The sequence below is a fragment of the Herpetosiphon sp. NSE202 genome (genome assembly GCF_042688385.1).
Lineage (GTDB): Bacteria > Chloroflexota > Chloroflexia > Chloroflexales > Herpetosiphonaceae > Herpetosiphon.
On the sequence record NZ_JBHUPY010000001.1, the window covers coordinates 327875 to 343539 of the forward strand.

The 15665-nt window shown below is 50.3% G+C and carries 18 protein-coding genes; 7 read left to right on the forward strand and 11 right to left on the reverse strand.

Translation table 11 applies throughout. From position 1 onward, the window contains the following. Positions 1 to 227: 227 nt before the first annotated feature. Positions 228 to 1706 (reverse strand): pectinesterase family protein, encoded by a 1479-nt coding sequence (locus ACFMKP_RS01350; RefSeq protein ID WP_382288369.1) that lies wholly within the window; start codon positions 1704 to 1706, stop codon positions 228 to 230. A gap of 604 nt (positions 1707 to 2310) precedes the next feature. Between ACFMKP_RS01350 and panC the strand changes: the two genes are divergently transcribed. Then, the gene (gene panC / locus ACFMKP_RS01355) at positions 2311 to 3141 is read left to right on the forward strand and encodes a pantoate--beta-alanine ligase (protein WP_382288371.1); all 831 of its coding nucleotides are present in this window, start codon (positions 2311 to 2313) and stop codon (positions 3139 to 3141) included. 259 nt (positions 3142 to 3400) lie between these two features. Here panC and ACFMKP_RS01360 read toward each other — a convergent pair whose 3' ends face one another. The 5 genes from ACFMKP_RS01360 to ACFMKP_RS01380 all read right to left on the reverse strand — a co-directional run bounded on the left by ACFMKP_RS01360 (position 3401) and on the right by ACFMKP_RS01380 (position 6438). Then, the gene (locus tag ACFMKP_RS01360) at positions 3401 to 3832 is read right to left on the reverse strand and encodes an SWIM zinc finger domain-containing protein (protein WP_382288373.1); all 432 of its coding nucleotides are present in this window, start codon (positions 3830 to 3832) and stop codon (positions 3401 to 3403) included. Between the two features lie 25 nt (positions 3833 to 3857). Continuing rightward, positions 3858 to 4346 carry a gluconokinase gene (locus ACFMKP_RS01365; protein WP_382288375.1) on the reverse strand — a complete coding sequence of 163 codons (489 nt, stop codon included), beginning with the start codon at positions 4344 to 4346 and terminating at the stop codon, positions 3858 to 3860. A gap of 75 nt (positions 4347 to 4421) precedes the next feature. After that, positions 4422 to 5351 (reverse strand): hypothetical protein, encoded by a 930-nt coding sequence (locus ACFMKP_RS01370; protein ID WP_382288377.1) that lies wholly within the window; start codon positions 5349 to 5351, stop codon positions 4422 to 4424. Next, positions 5348 to 5884, reverse strand: coding sequence for a hypothetical protein (locus ACFMKP_RS01375; RefSeq protein WP_204754940.1), 537 nt, complete (start codon positions 5882 to 5884; stop codon positions 5348 to 5350). The genes ACFMKP_RS01370 and ACFMKP_RS01375 overlap by 4 nt, the downstream gene beginning before the upstream one ends. After that, a complete protein-coding gene (locus tag ACFMKP_RS01380; RefSeq protein WP_054534994.1) occupies positions 5881 to 6438 on the reverse strand; it encodes a sigma-70 family RNA polymerase sigma factor in 558 nt (185 codons plus the stop codon). Before ACFMKP_RS01380 ends, ACFMKP_RS01375 begins: the two co-directional genes overlap by 4 nt. 271 nt (positions 6439 to 6709) lie before the next feature. Between ACFMKP_RS01380 and ACFMKP_RS01385 the strand changes: the two genes are divergently transcribed. The 6 genes from ACFMKP_RS01385 (at position 6710) to ACFMKP_RS01410 (ending at position 11271) form a co-directional block, all read left to right on the forward strand. Further along, positions 6710 to 8095 (forward strand): CpXC domain-containing protein, encoded by a 1386-nt coding sequence (locus ACFMKP_RS01385; RefSeq protein ID WP_382288381.1) that lies wholly within the window; start codon positions 6710 to 6712, stop codon positions 8093 to 8095. A gap of 139 nt (positions 8096 to 8234) precedes the next feature. Next, a complete protein-coding gene (locus ACFMKP_RS01390) occupies positions 8235 to 9374 on the forward strand; it encodes a glycosyltransferase family 9 protein (RefSeq protein ID WP_382288383.1) in 1140 nt (379 codons plus the stop codon). Positions 9375 to 9422: 48 nt separating this feature from the next. Further along, positions 9423 to 9629, forward strand: coding sequence for a DUF4177 domain-containing protein (locus ACFMKP_RS01395; protein WP_382288386.1), 207 nt, complete (start codon positions 9423 to 9425; stop codon positions 9627 to 9629). A 53-nt stretch (positions 9630 to 9682) separates the two neighbouring features. Further along, positions 9683 to 10075 (forward strand): hypothetical protein, encoded by a 393-nt coding sequence (locus ACFMKP_RS01400; RefSeq protein ID WP_382288388.1) that lies wholly within the window; start codon positions 9683 to 9685, stop codon positions 10073 to 10075. Between the two features lie 50 nt (positions 10076 to 10125). Then, positions 10126 to 10731: an SCO family protein gene (locus ACFMKP_RS01405; protein WP_382288389.1), complete on the forward strand. Its 606-nt coding sequence runs from the start codon at positions 10126 to 10128 to the stop codon at positions 10729 to 10731. A gap of 15 nt (positions 10732 to 10746) precedes the next feature. Beyond that, positions 10747 to 11271, forward strand: coding sequence for a copper chaperone PCu(A)C (locus tag ACFMKP_RS01410; protein WP_382288391.1), 525 nt, complete (start codon positions 10747 to 10749; stop codon positions 11269 to 11271). A gap of 118 nt (positions 11272 to 11389) precedes the next feature. Here the strand turns inward: ACFMKP_RS01410 and ACFMKP_RS01415 are convergent, their stop codons facing one another. From ACFMKP_RS01415 to minC, 5 genes are all read right to left on the reverse strand, one after another. Further along, a complete protein-coding gene (locus ACFMKP_RS01415) occupies positions 11390 to 12301 on the reverse strand; it encodes an AAA family ATPase (RefSeq protein ID WP_204754948.1) in 912 nt (303 codons plus the stop codon). A gap of 159 nt (positions 12302 to 12460) precedes the next feature. Further along, positions 12461 to 13672, reverse strand: a complete 1212-nt coding sequence (locus ACFMKP_RS01420) for an AI-2E family transporter (RefSeq protein WP_382288394.1) — start codon at positions 13670 to 13672, stop codon at positions 12461 to 12463. Positions 13673 to 13698: 26 nt separating this feature from the next. Next, positions 13699 to 13962 (reverse strand): cell division topological specificity factor MinE, encoded by a 264-nt coding sequence (gene minE, locus ACFMKP_RS01425; RefSeq protein ID WP_054535003.1) that lies wholly within the window; start codon positions 13960 to 13962, stop codon positions 13699 to 13701. Positions 13963 to 14007: 45 nt separating this feature from the next. Continuing rightward, the gene (gene minD, locus ACFMKP_RS01430; protein ID WP_110516411.1) at positions 14008 to 14808 is read right to left on the reverse strand and encodes a septum site-determining protein MinD; all 801 of its coding nucleotides are present in this window, start codon (positions 14806 to 14808) and stop codon (positions 14008 to 14010) included. Positions 14809 to 14828: 20 nt separating this feature from the next. After that, on the reverse strand, positions 14829 to 15503 hold the full coding sequence (gene minC, locus ACFMKP_RS01435; RefSeq protein WP_382288398.1) for a septum site-determining protein MinC: 675 nt from the start codon (positions 15501 to 15503) through the stop codon (positions 14829 to 14831). Positions 15504 to 15665 lie beyond the last annotated feature (162 nt).

Consider the following 15665-nt stretch of genomic DNA (forward strand, 5'->3'; position numbering starts at 1 on the left):
TTGTTGAGGGATGAGTTGTCAGGGATAAGTTGTCAGGGATTGGGATGATTGAAACCACGAAGAACGCGAAGAGCACGAAGAATGGATGTATGTTCTATGCTCTTTGTTCTATGTTCTGCCCTCTGAACCCTAGCCCCTACTTACTATGCTCTATGCTCTTTGTTCTATGCTCTAACTACTGACCCCTGAATCCTAGCTGCTGGCCCCTACTCATATGTTCTATGCTTTTAAATCGCAATCAATTGCCATTGCTGCCACGCGCCGCCTGCATAGCCCCATTGCTGCACGTTTGCTCCATCTGCGCCGGAGCCAGCTGCTACATCAAGCGCTTGTTGGCTATTGCGATTGACAACATAGATATAGCCGCCACCTGCATCGAGCACTTGCCATTGCTGATGGGCCGTGCCGCCATAACTCCATTGCTGCACGTTTGCGCCACTAGCTTTTGATCCAGCTGCAACTTCCAGTGCCAAACCACTATGGCGATTAATGATTTTTTTGAAACCGCTCCCAACATCAACGATTTGCCATTGTTGATTCGCGCCACCGTTATCGGCCCATTGCTGCACATTGCCGCCATTGCTGGTCGATTTGGCGGCGACATCGAGCGCCTTGCCACTTTGGCGATTGATTAGCTTGAAATAGCCAGTTGGGGCTGGGGTTGGATTTGGGGTTGTGCTAGGAAAGCCAGTTTGAATCAAGCCACTCAGATATTGCTCAGAGGTGGTCAGCCAGCCATCGTTATTCAGAAATGTGGCGGTGCTGAAGCTTTGGGCTTGTTGGCTGCTGAGTTTTTTCATCCAACCAACCCGATTGTTGAGGCTTGCGCCACCGCCAGTATTGCCTTGCTCGCCGTAATAGGCGGTTGCTTCGTTGACGCTATTGCCCCAATTATCCCAACCTGCTGGCCGAACATGCGAGCCAAGATTGCTGTTGAGGAAAATCACCCGCGCATAAGGCCGCCACGGTCGGCCAAGGTAGGTCAAGGTATTGCTGGAGCCACTAACCGTGCAGTTGGTAAACACATAGCCTGTCGTTTGGTCGCTGGCGGTACGAGAGTGGGCGGTGATATAGCCTTGGCCGTTGCTCACAATTTGGCACGTATCAAACACTGCCGTGGCATTGCCAAAAATAAAATCAACCGCGCCTTGAATTAAGCAATTGTTGTAATACTGCCGCCCTGCGTTTGCATACAACGTATCTTGATAGCCCAACATGCGCACATTGCGAAAATTCAGGCGGTTGCCGCTGGCATACAGGGCTACAGCTTGGCCAACATTGCCAGAACTATTTTGAATCGTTAGGTTAGTGGCGTTGCAATCGTTAGCGTAGAAATAGCAACTGGCGCTGCCGCTTGTGCCATAGGTTGTGCCATCGGGCTTGGTTTTGCTGGCGTAGTTGTCATACGTCAAAACAGTGCCATCGCGGCTTTGGCCATACAGCGTAATTTTTGGCTTGTTATTGGGAATCGTAATGACTTCTTTGTAGGTGCCGTTTTTGATGAAAATCACCACCCGATTGGGGTTGTTGGTTGGCACAGCGTTGATTGCTGCTTGGATAGTGGTATGCGCGCCGCTGCCATCTTTGGCAACAACGATGCTTGTGGTTTGCCCAGCGACGGGCGCAAGATCCAATTGGCTGGCAGCAATGCCGGTGGCAACGAAGCCTAAACGTCGTAAAAAATCACGGCGATTAAATTGATTCATCGGAGAATCCTTAATAAAGATTAAAAACAGTGCCTAAAAAAAGAGCCGGTAGTTGAGGCGTGCTGCTACGCAACAAATGCGATAATGTAGAATTATAGCAGCTAAAAATATACAGGTTTAGTATATTTCAGTCTATGGGATCGGTCTCAATATAATTAGGCTATAATCATGCATAAATTATTCAATCGAATCATCTGGATGTAAATAAGCAAAGCTTGATAGAATTTAATTAAGCAATAGGCTCAATTAAACATATAAGCAGGCTAAATATTCAATTATTGCTTGTGCATGATTAAACAAATTACATGCATGGAAACTTACTTCAATCAATGGAATATATCTGCACCCATGCAAAATTGTTCATATGATCATGATACTAGCATATTCAAATAATTAAAGCAACTTAATTTTTTAGATTTCTTTAATAAAATGACTAAATCTATATCATATTTAACATACTATTATCGAAAAATGCAGCTTATATGTTGGCTTGAATTTATTCGATTGATAGGCTATTTTCTGTTAAAAATATTCTATTTGGCACTTTGCAAGTGCTTGAATTAAGATAGTTGCTAGCCCATGTTCTAGCTATGAGGAATGATGTATGCAGGTTGTAACCACAATTGAGCAAGTTCGGGCAGCCCGTCGCCAATGGAATACTGTTGGTTTTGTGCCAACTATGGGGTTTTTGCATGCTGGACACCTGAGTTTAGTGCAACAAGCCAAGGCTGAAAATGGCGTGGCGATTGTCTCGATTTTCGTTAATCCAACCCAATTTGGCCCCAACGAAGATTTTGCGAGCTACCCGCGGGATACCCAACGCGACCTTGATTTATTAACCGAAGCTGGCTGCGATTTGGTTTGGATGCCAAGCGTTGAAGAAATGTATCCTGCTGGATTTAGCAGCTATGTCGATGTAGAAGGCGTGACTGCACCCTTGGAAGGCGCGCGCCGACCTGGCCATTTTCGGGGCGTAGCGACAGTTGTAACCAAATTATTTAATGTTGTGCAACCAACCAAGGCCTATTTTGGCCAAAAAGATGCCCAACAAACTGTGGTTATTCGCCAATTTGTACGCGATTTGGCCTTGCCAGTTGAAGTGGTAATTGCGCCAACCGTTCGTGAGGCTGATGGCTTGGCGCTGAGCAGCCGCAATAGCTATCTCACGCCTGAGCAACGGGCAGCAGCCCCAGTGCTCTATCGCGCTTTGAGTGCAGCCCAAACCGCCTATGCAGAAGGCCAAACCGATGCAGAAGCAGTGCGCCAATTAATGCTTGCAACCCTCAACCAAGAACCATTGGCCCAAGTCGATTATGTGAGCATTGCCGATCCGCAAAGCTTGCAAGAATTGACTACTATCGATCAGCGTGGTGGATTGGTTTCGTTAGCAGTGCGCATTGGCAAAACTCGGCTCATTGATAATTTGATATTGTAAGTGCTTGGGCTATAGGAGCTTGGCTCTAGGCTTTGGGCTATAGGCTATTGGATTAACAACTATCCCTCACCCCCAGCCCCTCTCCCACTAAACGCGGGCGAGGGGAGTATCGACTTCGTGGTTCCCCCTCGCCCGTTCGACGGGCGAGGGGGCTAGGGGTGAGGGGAAAATCGTCTTTAACGCAATGAACCTCTACACTTAGCCTAGAGCCTCATATTCTCTGCGCCTCTGCGTTAAAACTCTGCTCGTTGATCGTGGCTTAAAACCCTAGACGTTCAATCCGATCGTCGACCAAACTGCTCACTTCTGGGTGTTGCTCAGCCACATCGCGCAACAAGGTGCGCAATTGGCCTGCCTCAAGCTCATCGAGCGTAACTTTGGATGTTGTTGCTTCTGGCAGAACTTGGTCGGAGCAATAGCTCAAAAAGAGCAGCACCGCCACGCCATGAGCGCAACACTCACTAGCCTGCGCTACGCATGTGCATTGAATTGTAATCTGCTGAGCAGAGTGAGTTTGGATACTAACCAAATAATGGCGATTGTTACGATCAACAACCGAGGCCTGAACGCTTGCACCATGGGCTTGGACAGCTTCGACCATGCCTTGCTCGAAATATTCTAAGCCCTGTTCAAAGTTCACTACGCCTGCGATTGCCTGAATCTGCGCCTCAGAAACCACTGGAAACTCCATACGTACCTCGTGTTATGCGGCTAACTTATTCTAACCCGAGAATCCATTGCTGAATACTCCCAACCAGCGTGTTTGGTTCAGCATCAACGTTAAGAGTTAGGGCATTGCTGGGCATTTCCAAGGTTGCCAATTGGCTGGTTAATAAGCTACTCGGCATAAAATGATTGCTGCGTTGTTGCAAACGGGCCTGAATTAAGCTTGGATCGCCAACCAAATGTACAAAATGCACCTGTTGATTAATATGCAAATAGGCCCGATATTCGGCGCGTAAGGCTGAGCATGCCAACACCAAACTCTGATTTTGGCTACACGCCGCCTCAATTTGTTGGTGCACCAAAGCTAGCCATGGCCAACGATCGGCATCGGTTAATGGCTGGCCGCTGGCCATTTTTTGGCGATTGGCCTCGGGATGCAGATCGTCTGCATCGATAAAGTGCCAAGCTTGAGCTGCCGCCAACTGCTGGCCAATTGTTGTTTTGCCAACTCCGCTCACGCCCATAACCACAATCACCATAACAACTCCATTTAAGCCAAAAGAGAGAGTTGGTGCAAACCAACCCTCTCAAATGATAATCGGTTGTGGATGTATTCAGAACTGGAGGCTATGGCGTTGAACAACCGTTGATCGTAGCAAGAACATGCCGCCAATGCCGACCCCAGAGCTAAGATAGAACCAGACAAACGCGGCGGGCAAGCTGATTGCTGCCAAGCCAATTGCTGGGAGCACAATTGCTAGGCTGCCAACCAAAACTGCTGCTGGGCCATGTAATTTGAGCCGTTGGCCAATCACCATCGCGATTGCTGCCAGCCCAATCAAATAGGGCACTTGGGCAATCAGCAACAAGACTGGCAAGACCGCCAAGCCAACCAACGAGAAGATCAAGAGCAAGGCGATGCCGCCAACGACTACTACCGAAAGCACCGACCACACGAGGCCCAAGCCCAAAGCGCGTTGCGTGGCCAAGCGAATAATTTGAGCGCCGCTGGCAAATGAACGTGGCCAAATCAAGCTCAACAAGCTAGCGATAATTGTGGCCAAAATTGCCAAAACAACTGCCAGAATGACCCGCGTTGAAGTGTTCAGCGTTTGATTGCCTTCGACTGGTAAGAGCGCTGCTGCGCCGCTATCGCTGAGATTGCCATTGAAAACGGCTCCAGCTTGGGCAACATCAGCGCCCGATTGCATCTGAACTTCGCCCGTTGCAGCCATCACATTGCCTTGGGCAATCGAATCTGCTTCGAAGGTAACATTGCCAAACAAACTAACTACATCGCCTTCGACTGAGCCACGGACGATAATCGAGCCAGTGACCGAAGTTACATCGCCTTCAACCACACCATCGATCACGATTGGTTGGCTGATGGTTGCGATGTCGCCACCTTCAGTTGAGCCAGCGCGAACTACCAACGCATCACCATCGGTTCGCAGCGCTTGCGCAAACACAAACGTTGGTGAGGCAATAATAATCAGGGCTAGAATGATCCAGCCAAATAAGAACGCTCGTGGATTGCGTTTCATTGTTCTACCTCCACAAGCAGCGCCGGTGAAGGGGTCAACAAACGTCGCCAGATCATCAGTGCTGCACCTGCAAGCACAAGCACCCCAAGGAGCAAGGGGATGCCAATTAATCCAAGGGTTGCCGCCATCGGCTTGCCTGCTAAGGTCAAGGCCATAACCCCGCGGCCTGCGCTTGAATCAACCCCGCCAAAGGTGGCGGCAGGCAAGGAACTATCGAACAAGACCCCATAACCGCCCCAGAGGACGATTAATGTGACGAAGCCCAGAACCACACCCCACAGCACACGTTGACGTAAGGCACGGCTACGGGCTTGAGTTGCTGCAAGCGCAGGAGTCGCTGGTAATTTTGCCATTAAGCTGGCGGCAAAATTTGGCGGTGGAATAGCCGATTTGGGAGCGGCTAAGGCGGCGGGCAATTGCCCAAGTTCATCGAGGCACATTGGGCACTCCTGTACATGGCGAGAAATCAGTTGTTGGTCGTCAGGGTCATCTGGTTGTTGAGCGCGTAGCTCGCGAATCGAACGGCATGTCATAGCTCTGCTCCTTGTTTATCCAACGCAGCGGCCACCATATTGCGAGCACGATGGAGCCGGGTTTTAACCGCACTTTCTGATAGCCCCGTAATATTTTCGATCTCTTGATAGGAGAGATCGTTCCAGTAGCGTAGCACTGCCACCAGCCGATAATGATCGGGCAGCGTGGCTAAGGCACGCTGGACGGCATCGCGCAACTCACCACGCAATGCTGAGCGTTCAGGGCCATCATCGGTACTTGGTAGGGCAAATGCCAAATCATCAAGTGGCACTATCGGTCGCCGTCGCCGTAAGCGATCAATGCAGTAGTTCGATGCGACTGAAAAGAGCCATGTAGAAAATTTGCGGCTTTGATCGAACGTTTCAAGCTTGGTATAGGCCCGGATGAAAATTTCTTGGGCTGCATCTTCGGCCTCATGGCCATCGTGCAACATCCGGTAGGCCAAGTTGAAAATTGGCCCCTGGTACAATTCGACAATCCGTTGAAATGCAATTTGGTCGCCACGAATTGTCGCCCGCACCAGCGTCAATTCTTCACTATTGATCTCTGTCACGCGGTTCTACCTCGCACCACTATACTCGGTACGCGCTGAGCAAGGGTAATGTTTCATTGTCAAGAGGGGATTTTGGGTTCCCATCGGTGTGATGCTCGCTATGGTACCTAAGGATGGCCTAAATGGCAAAAGTGACGCTTACTACGGGCAGCTAAAACTCTATCTATGCAATAAAGTACGCCAATCTAACAGCCTACGAATAGTATTCTGCTGCAACCTCGCGTATAATGCATAGTGGCTTTTAATCGTGTTCGTTGAAAGGAATCACTCAATGACCAATCCACCACAAGGGCTGGACGAAACCACCCAAGGTGGCCCGCAGCGGCCTGTCGTGCCGCCACAGCGGGTTCAGATTCGCTGTCAAAATTGCCAAACGCCGTTTGTGGTGGCACTTTGGACATACGTTGATGTTGGGGTGCAGCCCGAATTAAAAGGTGCGATGCTTTCCGGTCAATTAAATGTCGCTGTCTGCCCCAATTGTGGCGCTGGCGGCATGTTGGCCTCACCGTTGATTTACCACGATCCAGAAAAGAAATTTTTCTGGACGCTCTTTCCGCAAGAATTAAACTTGCCACCAGAAGAACAAGAACGCTTCGTTGGCGAGGCTTCCAAAGTGGCCATGCAATTGTTGCCACCAGATGCTCCTCGCGGCTATTTGCTCACGCCACGGCGCTTTATGACGATGCAAACGCTGATTGAAACGCTGTTGGAAAGCGAAGGCATTACCAAAGAAGCGATGCAAGCCCAACGCCAACGGGTCGAGTTGCTGAGCCAACTGGCCGAAGCGCTCGAAGCCGATCGGGCCGAGAATTTGCTCGATTCAGCAGAAGGTAAATTGGCGCAAGTAGTGGCCGATAACAAAGCTGCACTTGATGGCGAATTTTTCTTGACCCTCAATTCGTATATTGAAGCAGCCTTGCAACAAGGCCGCGAAGATAGCGCCGAAATGATTGGCGAGCTGAGCCAACGAGTGATGCAGTTGAGTGGTTTTGATCCGGTTGCCGCAGGCTTGCAAGAGCCAGCGGTCGAAGATGTGGTTGCTGCCTTGCGCGATGCAGATGATGCAAGCCTCGAAGATGTGATTAGCAATTATCGTCCTTTGATCGATGATGAAACCTTCGAAGCTTGGGATGCGCAAATTGCTGCCTTGCCTGAGGCAGAGCAAGCTGCTGCCCAAGCTCGCCGTGAGCATATTTACAGCACGCTCGAACGCATGGATGCTGAAGCACAAGCAATTTTTGAAACAGCCAATGGCCTGTTGCGCGATGCCTTGCAAGCAGAAGATCCGCGTGCCTTGTTGAGCGAGCGGAATAAAGAGCTGAGCGAAGCCTTCTTTGTGGTGATCGATGCCAACTTAAATGCAGCGATGCGCACTAATCAGCAAATTATTGCCGAGCAATTGATTCTGTTGCGCCAAACCGCTGCCGAAGTGCTGCAAGAGGCCATGACCCCCCAAGAACGCTTGATCAATCAATTGTTGAGCGCTGAAACTGCTGGCGATGCTACCAAGTTGCTGCGCAAAAACATGGCCTTGGTCAACGGCGATTTCGTCAAGGAAGTCAACGAATTGGCCGAACAAATGGAAAAAGCAGGTCGCAAAGAAGTCGTTGATCGTTTGCGCCAAGTCGCCCGCGAATCGGCAAGCCTGCTGTTTTAAGGGATGAAGGATGAGGGATGAATTATGAATATGATCATCGCTCATCCTTCACATTTCTGCATAAAAGTGGCCTATGCTGGGAGCTTTATGATGCTGTGATGGCGGTTTTCATCCCTCATCCTTCATCCTTCATCCTTCTATGAAAGCTTTACTTCGTTCGACAATTGTGCGCAGTTTGGCGCTGGCCTTAGGTGTTTTTACCCGGCCAGCGCCAGCTCAACCGCAGCGCATTTTGGTGATTAAGCCCGACCATTTGGGCGATATTTTATTGTTGACCCCCGCCTTACGTGCTTTGCGCCAAAGCCAACCGCAAGCCCATGTCAGCGTGTTGATTGGTTCGTGGGCCGAGCGGCTTTTGGCAGATAACCCCGATCTTGATGCAATTGAAATTTGTGAATTTCCTGGCTTTGTGCGTGGTGCTCAGCCCTCGGCTTTGGCTCCCTATCGCTTGCTCTGGCAGGAAGCTGCCCGTTTGCGCCAAATGAAGTTTGATACAGCCTTGGTTATGCGCGATGACCATTGGTGGGGCGGCTTGTTGGCGCTGGGATCTGGTGCTGGCCGCCGGATTGGGTTTGCGCATCCCTTGGTTGCGCCAAGCTTAACCACCGCCTTGGCTTGGAACCCAAATGCCCATGTAACCCAACAAGCCTTAGATTTGGTTGCTGCACTTGGCTCTGTTGACACGCAAAAGTATAGGTTGCGCTTTGTGCCAAGTGACGAGGAACATGCTTGGGCAGCTGCTTGGCTGGCCCAACATCAGATTCAAAAACCCTTGGTGGCGATTCAGGCAGGCAGCGGTGGCGCGGCGAAATTATGGCCAGCTGAGCGTTGGGCTCAGGTTGCTGCCCAATTAGCTGATCAGGCGCAAATTGTGTTGACTGGCGGGCCTGCCGATGCTGCTGATGTGGCAGCAATTAGCCAGCAGCTGACGATTCCGCATCTGAATGCGGTTGGGCAGGCCAATTTAGGCCAATTAGCAGCTTTATTTGGGCGCTGCGCTGTGGTTTTGGGGGTTGATACTGGCCCGTTGCATTTGGCGGTAAGCCAAGCCACGCCCACGATCCACCTCTTTGGGCCTGGTGATAAGCGGCGTTTTGGGCCTTGGGGTGATCCGCAGCGCCATGTGGTGCTTGATGCAGCAATAGCGTGCTCGCCATGTGGCGTGTTAACCCATTGCCCACGCCAAACCAAGCCTAGCGAATGTATGACCGCAATTGCGGTGCACCAAGTTGTGCAGCAGGCTAAACGCTTGCTGGCGCAGGCTGGAACATCGAGCTAACTTGCTACGTACCATCGCTACAATCAAATTTTTTTGAGGAACTACGTCATGCAACAATGGGAATATCATGTTGAACTTGTCGATGTTAGTGGCTTTTGGGGACCCAATGTTGACCCAGCTGCAATTAGTTTGATGCTGAATAAAGCTGGCAAAGATGGCTGGGAGCTGGTCAATCTCGTTGATCTCAACCATGGCCAAGGCCAGAGTTCACGACTCCTCGTAACGTTTAAACGTCAGCTCCGCACCAATCAATAATCGGTTTAATGCCTGATTGAGCGGCATGCGGGCTATGGTATAGTAGCCCTATCATGAATGCATTGAAGCAACAGCACGCGCGGCATTGGCCTCGGCATATTCAAACAGTCAGTTGGATCATTCTGATTCAACTGGCTTTGTTTTGCCCGATTGCCTGTATTGCCCATTGCTGGTGGTGGGGCATGCAAAGCCAAACTGGCGCTGCTTCGAATCATGCGACGATGTTGGTTTGCGATTTGCACGCACAGCATAGCGATTCTGCACCGCAACCAATGCCTCCGCTGCCTGATGGCTTGGCAGCAGTCTATCCAATGGTGTTGCTCCTGCTTACTAGCTGGATGCTTGCGCCGCGTGTATGGCGACGCTTAGGTCAAGTGCAGCGCGTTTGGCCGAGCTATCATCCACAAATTATCACGCCCCCGCCAAGAATCCTCGTGCTTGGTTGATAACTATATTCCTGCAATTGTAAATTTCTAAAATCCGAAGGATGGGTGCTATGAAATACGCTCATTGGCTTTTGGCCTGTGTGCTGCTTGGGCTTGGTTTGAGTTTAAGCGGTTGTGGCACGGCTAGCTATCAGATTATTCGTCCAATTGAAAACCCAACCGCTGCGCCCGATTTTAGCCTGATTGATCAGCATGGCGCTGAATTCCATTTGGCTGAGCAACGCGGCAAAATCGTAATTCTCTTTTTTGGTTTTACTGCTTGCCCTGATGTTTGCCCCTTGGCTTTGGGGCTTTCATCACAGGCTCGCAAACAGCTTGGCGCTGATGGCGACAAGGTGCAAATTGCCTTTGTAACGGTCGATCCGGAGCGCGATAATCCAGCGACGATCGATCGCTATGTTTCGTTGTTCGATTCAACGATTCTGGGCTTAAATGGCGAAACGGCGGCGGTCGAAGCGGTGAAAAAAGAGTATGGGGTGCATGCTCAGCGGCGCGAATTGCCCGACTCGGCCTTGCAATACACCATCGATCATACTGCTGGCTTATATATTATCGATCAACAAGGGCGCTGGTTTGCCATGGCCAACCACGATGTTGATCCAACTCTTTTAGCGACTGATCTTAAAACGATGTTGCAATACATCGCTGTTGAATAAGTGGAGAAACGCTTCATGAAACGCTTTATGCTTGGTTTATTGGTTTTGTTTTTGGCTGGGTGTGGTGCTACAACCGATAACGCAGCTAGCCCATTAACGATCGAAGGTTCGTTTGCGCGACCTGCCTTTGCGCCGGCAACGCTTATGCAAACCCCAACTATGGCAACCACGCCGATCAGCCCAACCATGGGTGGCGGCATGGGCGGTGGTGCGATGATGGGTAGCAATAGCGCCGCGTATATGACGATTCGCAATACTGGCGCTGCCGATAACTTGATTGCTGCTGCAACTGATGTTGCTGGCAAAGTCGAGTTGCACACAGTTACTGCCGATGGCGATGTGATGAAGATGGAGCAAGTTGAGAAAATCGAAGTGCCAGCCAATGGTGAAGCAGTATTAAAACCAGGTGGCTTCCATATTATGTTGCTGGAAATCAAACAGGATCTCAAAGTTGGCGATACGCTTGATCTTACGTTGACCTTTGAAAAGGCTGGCAAGATTACGGTTAAAGTGCCAGTTCAAATGCCAAGTGCCCAATAAGAGCAGAGAACATAGAGCATAGAGCATAGTTGAATAGACGTTGTGCCATGCATCTAAACCATAATTCAAATCCCTCGTCTAGTTGAATGCTGGACGAGGGATTTTGCTTAACTTCATTTTAGGCGGCCATCGCTTGATCATTTGGAGCTTGGCGAACCTGTTCGGCGGCGCTGATCCAGCCTTCGATGGTGCTGGGTTTTTTATCCTTGCGCCCAAGGTAGCGCTGTACGGCGTTCCAATTGTTGCCGCCAACGACCGAGGAATAGCGCGCAAAGAAGCGGCGTTCTGCTTCATTGGCATCGACGGGGCGGCCTGTGCGCTCAGGGCTGTTGCCAAAGGCTTCGTCAAGCGCTAGCTCAGGATAAAGCGTGCCAAGTTTAGCGGGATAATTTGCGCCCAATTTGAGGTGCAATGGCCGTGGTGGCTTGATGATTGGCCGCATTTGGCGTTGTTCGCCATCGCGCTCAACCAGGATAATTGCATCGGCCTCGTAGGTAATGTGTTCATCGGCCAGCACGCGCAAGCCCACATCGGTATGGTTGCGATCTTCGCTTTGTTCGCTATATTGTTTGGCCAAGTGGCCGATGATAATCACATGGAAGCCATGTTGTTTTAGCTCGGTCAGGCCAGTATAAATCGCTTGCAGGTTGCGATTGAAAGAGGCATATTCATCAAACTCAATTTGGGTTTTGCGATCGGTTTCTGCGCCAGCCCGTTGCTGAGCATGAGCGCGCATCGCTTGCAGCACTTTGGAAACTGAGTCGAGCACAACGGTATCGCCAGCCTTGCCAATGCGCAAAATCTCTTGCATTGCGGCCAAAATTTGTTGGAGTGAAAGCGTTTGAACCGCTTGGATCGATTTATGCACGCCTGGCTTGCCCAAAAGATTCTTGGCAGCGCCCTCGGTATCCAAGATCCAGACCGTGCCGCTGCGGCGGGTGCTGGCGGCTAAGTGCGATTTCCCTGCGCCAGATTGGCCGGTTAATATAAATAAACTGCCTGTTTCAAGTTGTTCGAGCGACTGAAACATTGTGCTATTCCTTTCGTGAACTCGGTTACCCATAGCCATTGCTGGCCCGTATCCAATCAATATACATAAAAAATATAGAACAAATGTTTCAATGTGTCAAGCAGCAAAAAGCCACAGGTTTTCGGCCTGTGGCTAAATCGGTTGTTTTTCATCGGCTACTTATGGTTGAATATCGCCGCCTTCGATGCGTTTTTTGGCTTCGCGGCGGTTGCGACGGCCTTCGCGGCGCTCGGTAGCTGCTGGTTTCTCAAGCAGCTTTTCCTCTTGCTCAACTAAATCGGCTTGAGGATTGGGCGAATCGACCAGCTTGCTATGCAGATAGGCCAAGATAATCCGTGCGACAGCGGCCATTGGGATGGATAATAGGAGGCCCAAGCCGCCAGCTACCGCTCCCCCTGCCAGAATTGCAAAGATCACAAAGACTGGGTGCACATTGACGATGTGGCCGACCAAGTTGGGAATAATAAAGTGATCTTCGAATTGGCGCAGGGCAAAGTAGGTGATGACAATTACCAAGGCCAGCAACCATGGCTCCCAGCCAAATGGGGTTGTGCCTTGGAACAAACCAACTAAGGCGGCGATGGCGGTGGCCAAGTATGGCCCAATGATGGGAATAATTTCCAAGAAGCCTGTGGCAATGGCAATGATCAAAGCATATTTGACTTGCAAAATCGAGAGCGCAATATAGCTCAGCACCGACATAATGATAATCAGCAAAAACTGACCGCGAATGTAGGCCGAGAGCACGCGATCGATCGAGCTAACCAATTGGCGAATTTCATCGCGATGACGTTCGGGAATCAAGCGATAGAAATTATTAGGGATAGTTTCTGCTTGCAGCAGCAAATAGAACGTCACCACAAAATAGACCAAGGTGAGAATGAAGCCTTCGGCAATCCCAAATAAAAACTTGGGTGCAGCACTTGGCAAATCTTTGGCAAAGGCAGCGATTGCGCCAGAGATTTCACGTTCAGCCTCGCGCAAATTAATAATTTCGACCCCACGAATTGTGAGCGATTCATGTTTCTCGACATAATTACTTGCGTCCTCAAGCCATTCGGGAATGGCCTTGGCAAGATCGTTAATTTGGGTCGTGATGATGGGGATGACATTACTTACCAGCAGCGTTAACAGCGTAAAGCCGATGATATAGAGCACAATCACCCACCAAAAACGCGGGGTTTTGGTCCGCCGTTGCATCCATGTAACAACTGGGTTAAAAATATAGGCTGTGATGATTGCCCAGATAAAGGGAATCATAATATGCCAGGCTTGGTTGACCAAGTACAGGCTAATAATAACAATCGAAAGGACTGTTACAAACTTTGCGCGCGGCGAGAAACGAATCGGGCTAGTAGGCTGAACGTGCATAAAATCTCCTCCACATGGCCATAGCGTTATTGTTGACGCGAGCGACCAAGGGGAATATCGGCCTTGAGGTGGTCGGTAGCTTCGCCACGGGTCAAGGTTACTTCAATGGCCTCTGGGTTGGTTACTTCAACGTAACGCTCGATTACTGCAATGATCTCACGTTTCATCTCATCCATATCATGCGGCGAGAGATGAACTCGATCATGGACTAAAACCGTCAACAAACGCTCTTTGGCAACCGACGAACTGGTCGGTTGCTTGCGACCAAAAAGATTATCTAAAAAACCCATAGATCCGCTCCATGTGGAAGATAAGGTTGGCTAGGTAGCGCCATTTTAGCGGCGTGTCCGAAACATATTGACCAATTGGGCCCATAAGCCTTGTTTTTCATCGAGCACAAGGAAGGGAATATCGTGGCCAAGTAAACGGTTGGCGATATTATTATAGGCTTTTCCGGCCATTGAGTCGCGATCTAAGACCGCTACTTCGCCACGGTTGGTCGAGACCACAATGCTCTCGTCGTCGGGCACAATCCCAACCAAGTCGATTGCCAAAATTTCTACCACATCGGGCGTATCCATCATGTCGCCGCGAGCAACCATGCGCGCCTTGATCCGATTGATAATGAGCTTTGGGTTGCTTTTTTCATACGCTTCGACCAAGCCCACAATCCGGTCGGCATCGCGGACGGCTGACATTTCAGGAGTTGTGACGATCAAAATGTGGTCTGCGGGTGCAATGGCATTTTTAAAGCCGCCCTCAATGCCTGCTGGCGAGTCGATCAGAATAAAATCGAATTCGCGGCGTAGCTCGTTGCAGAGGGCAATCATATCATCAGGCGTTACCGCATCTTTATCGCGGGTTTGGGCTGCTGGCAACAAGAATAAATTATCAGGAAAGCGCTTGTCTTTAATGAGCGCTTGGCGAGTCCGACAGCGGCCTTCGACCACATCGACCAAATCGTAGACGATGCGATTTTCGAGGCCCATCACAACATCGAGATTGCGCAAGCCAATATCGGCATCGATAGCAACAACCCGTTGGCCTTGCATAGCTAACGAGGTCGCGAGATTAGCGGTGGTGGTGGTTTTGCCAACCCCCCCTTTACCAGAGGTGATTGTAATTACTTGTGCCATACATGATCCTCAAAGGCCCACTAGCGGCGTGGGGCATCCCATGGTACTACTACAATGTTGTCGCCATCAAGGCTGGCTTGTTCAGGGCCAGTTGGGCGATGATTATCGGGTGTGCGGGCAAGGTTCTCGGCAATCCGCAAGAGGGTTGGGCTCAATTCGAGCGCACAGACAATCGCTTGTTGATTGCCGCCAACTCCTGCATGGACGGAGCCGCGTAAGCGCCCCCAAATGATGATGCTGCCGTGCGCGCTAATTTCGGCCCCAGCATTGACATCGCCGACCACAACAACATGGCCTTGATGCTTAATTGCTTGGCCTGAACGCACGGTGCGCCATAAAAACAAGCCTTCGCCTTGCACCACGGGTGGAGGAGTAGACCGTAGGCTGTCGGGGTGGCGGGTTTCCACGCCAGCGTGCCGACCAGTAGTTCGATTGGTTGGTGCGATGGTGATTAATGCAGCTGGCTCAATATCATGTTCGGCCATGATTGCCAAGATTGCCTGTAGCTCTACATCGGTGATCGACCGTTCGCCAACATCGATCATTAATTTTGCGCCATGATAAAACGATGATCCTTGGGCTAGCTGCTTGCGCAGGGCTTCAAGGACTTCTTCCCACGCTGCGGTGGGGTGTAAAATCAAGCGCAGCCCGTCACGGCTGCCTTTTAACGTGATGCGCTCTTCCATATCGCGCATTATACCGTCTCCGTCAAGAAAACGAAAATAAGAGCAAAGAGCATAGAACATAGAGCATAGTAGCCGTAATTGATGCCTAATTTAGCAAAAACCACAAGCATAGTGCTTGCATATGTTCTATGCTCTTTGGGTCATGGTTCATTGCGCTAACATGGCCAGATC

Excerpts from the sequence above, each read along its gene's own strand:
- ACFMKP_RS01390 (WP_382288383.1), top strand. The coding sequence starts at position 8,235 with ATGAAAGCTTTACTTCGTTCGACAATTGTGCGCAGTTTGGCGCTGGCC.
- ACFMKP_RS01400 (WP_382288388.1), top strand. The coding sequence starts at position 9,683 with ATGAATGCATTGAAGCAACAGCACGCGCGGCATTGGCCTCGGCATATT.
- ACFMKP_RS01410 (WP_382288391.1), top strand. The coding sequence starts at position 10,747 with ATGAAACGCTTTATGCTTGGTTTATTGGTTTTGTTTTTGGCTGGGTGT.
- ACFMKP_RS01395 (WP_382288386.1), top strand. The coding sequence starts at position 9,423 with ATGCAACAATGGGAATATCATGTTGAACTTGTCGATGTTAGTGGCTTT.
- ACFMKP_RS01360 (WP_382288373.1), bottom strand. The coding sequence starts at position 3,832 with ATGGAGTTTCCAGTGGTTTCTGAGGCGCAGATTCAGGCAATCGCAGGC.
- minC (WP_382288398.1), bottom strand. The coding sequence starts at position 15,503 with ATGCGCGATATGGAAGAGCGCATCACGTTAAAAGGCAGCCGTGACGGG.
- ACFMKP_RS01350 (WP_382288369.1), bottom strand. The coding sequence starts at position 1,706 with ATGAATCAATTTAATCGCCGTGATTTTTTACGACGTTTAGGCTTCGTT.
- ACFMKP_RS01365 (WP_382288375.1), bottom strand. The coding sequence starts at position 4,346 with ATGGTGATTGTGGTTATGGGCGTGAGCGGAGTTGGCAAAACAACAATT.
- ACFMKP_RS01420 (WP_382288394.1), bottom strand. The coding sequence starts at position 13,672 with ATGCACGTTCAGCCTACTAGCCCGATTCGTTTCTCGCCGCGCGCAAAG.
- ACFMKP_RS01375 (WP_204754940.1), bottom strand. The coding sequence starts at position 5,884 with ATGACATGCCGTTCGATTCGCGAGCTACGCGCTCAACAACCAGATGAC.
- minE (WP_054535003.1), bottom strand. The coding sequence starts at position 13,962 with ATGGGTTTTTTAGATAATCTTTTTGGTCGCAAGCAACCGACCAGTTCG.
- ACFMKP_RS01385 (WP_382288381.1), top strand. The coding sequence starts at position 6,710 with ATGACCAATCCACCACAAGGGCTGGACGAAACCACCCAAGGTGGCCCG.
- ACFMKP_RS01370 (WP_382288377.1), bottom strand. The coding sequence starts at position 5,351 with ATGAAACGCAATCCACGAGCGTTCTTATTTGGCTGGATCATTCTAGCC.
- ACFMKP_RS01405 (WP_382288389.1), top strand. The coding sequence starts at position 10,126 with ATGAAATACGCTCATTGGCTTTTGGCCTGTGTGCTGCTTGGGCTTGGT.
- minD (WP_110516411.1), bottom strand. The coding sequence starts at position 14,808 with ATGGCACAAGTAATTACAATCACCTCTGGTAAAGGGGGGGTTGGCAAA.
- ACFMKP_RS01415 (WP_204754948.1), bottom strand. The coding sequence starts at position 12,301 with ATGTTTCAGTCGCTCGAACAACTTGAAACAGGCAGTTTATTTATATTA.
- panC (WP_382288371.1), top strand. The coding sequence starts at position 2,311 with ATGCAGGTTGTAACCACAATTGAGCAAGTTCGGGCAGCCCGTCGCCAA.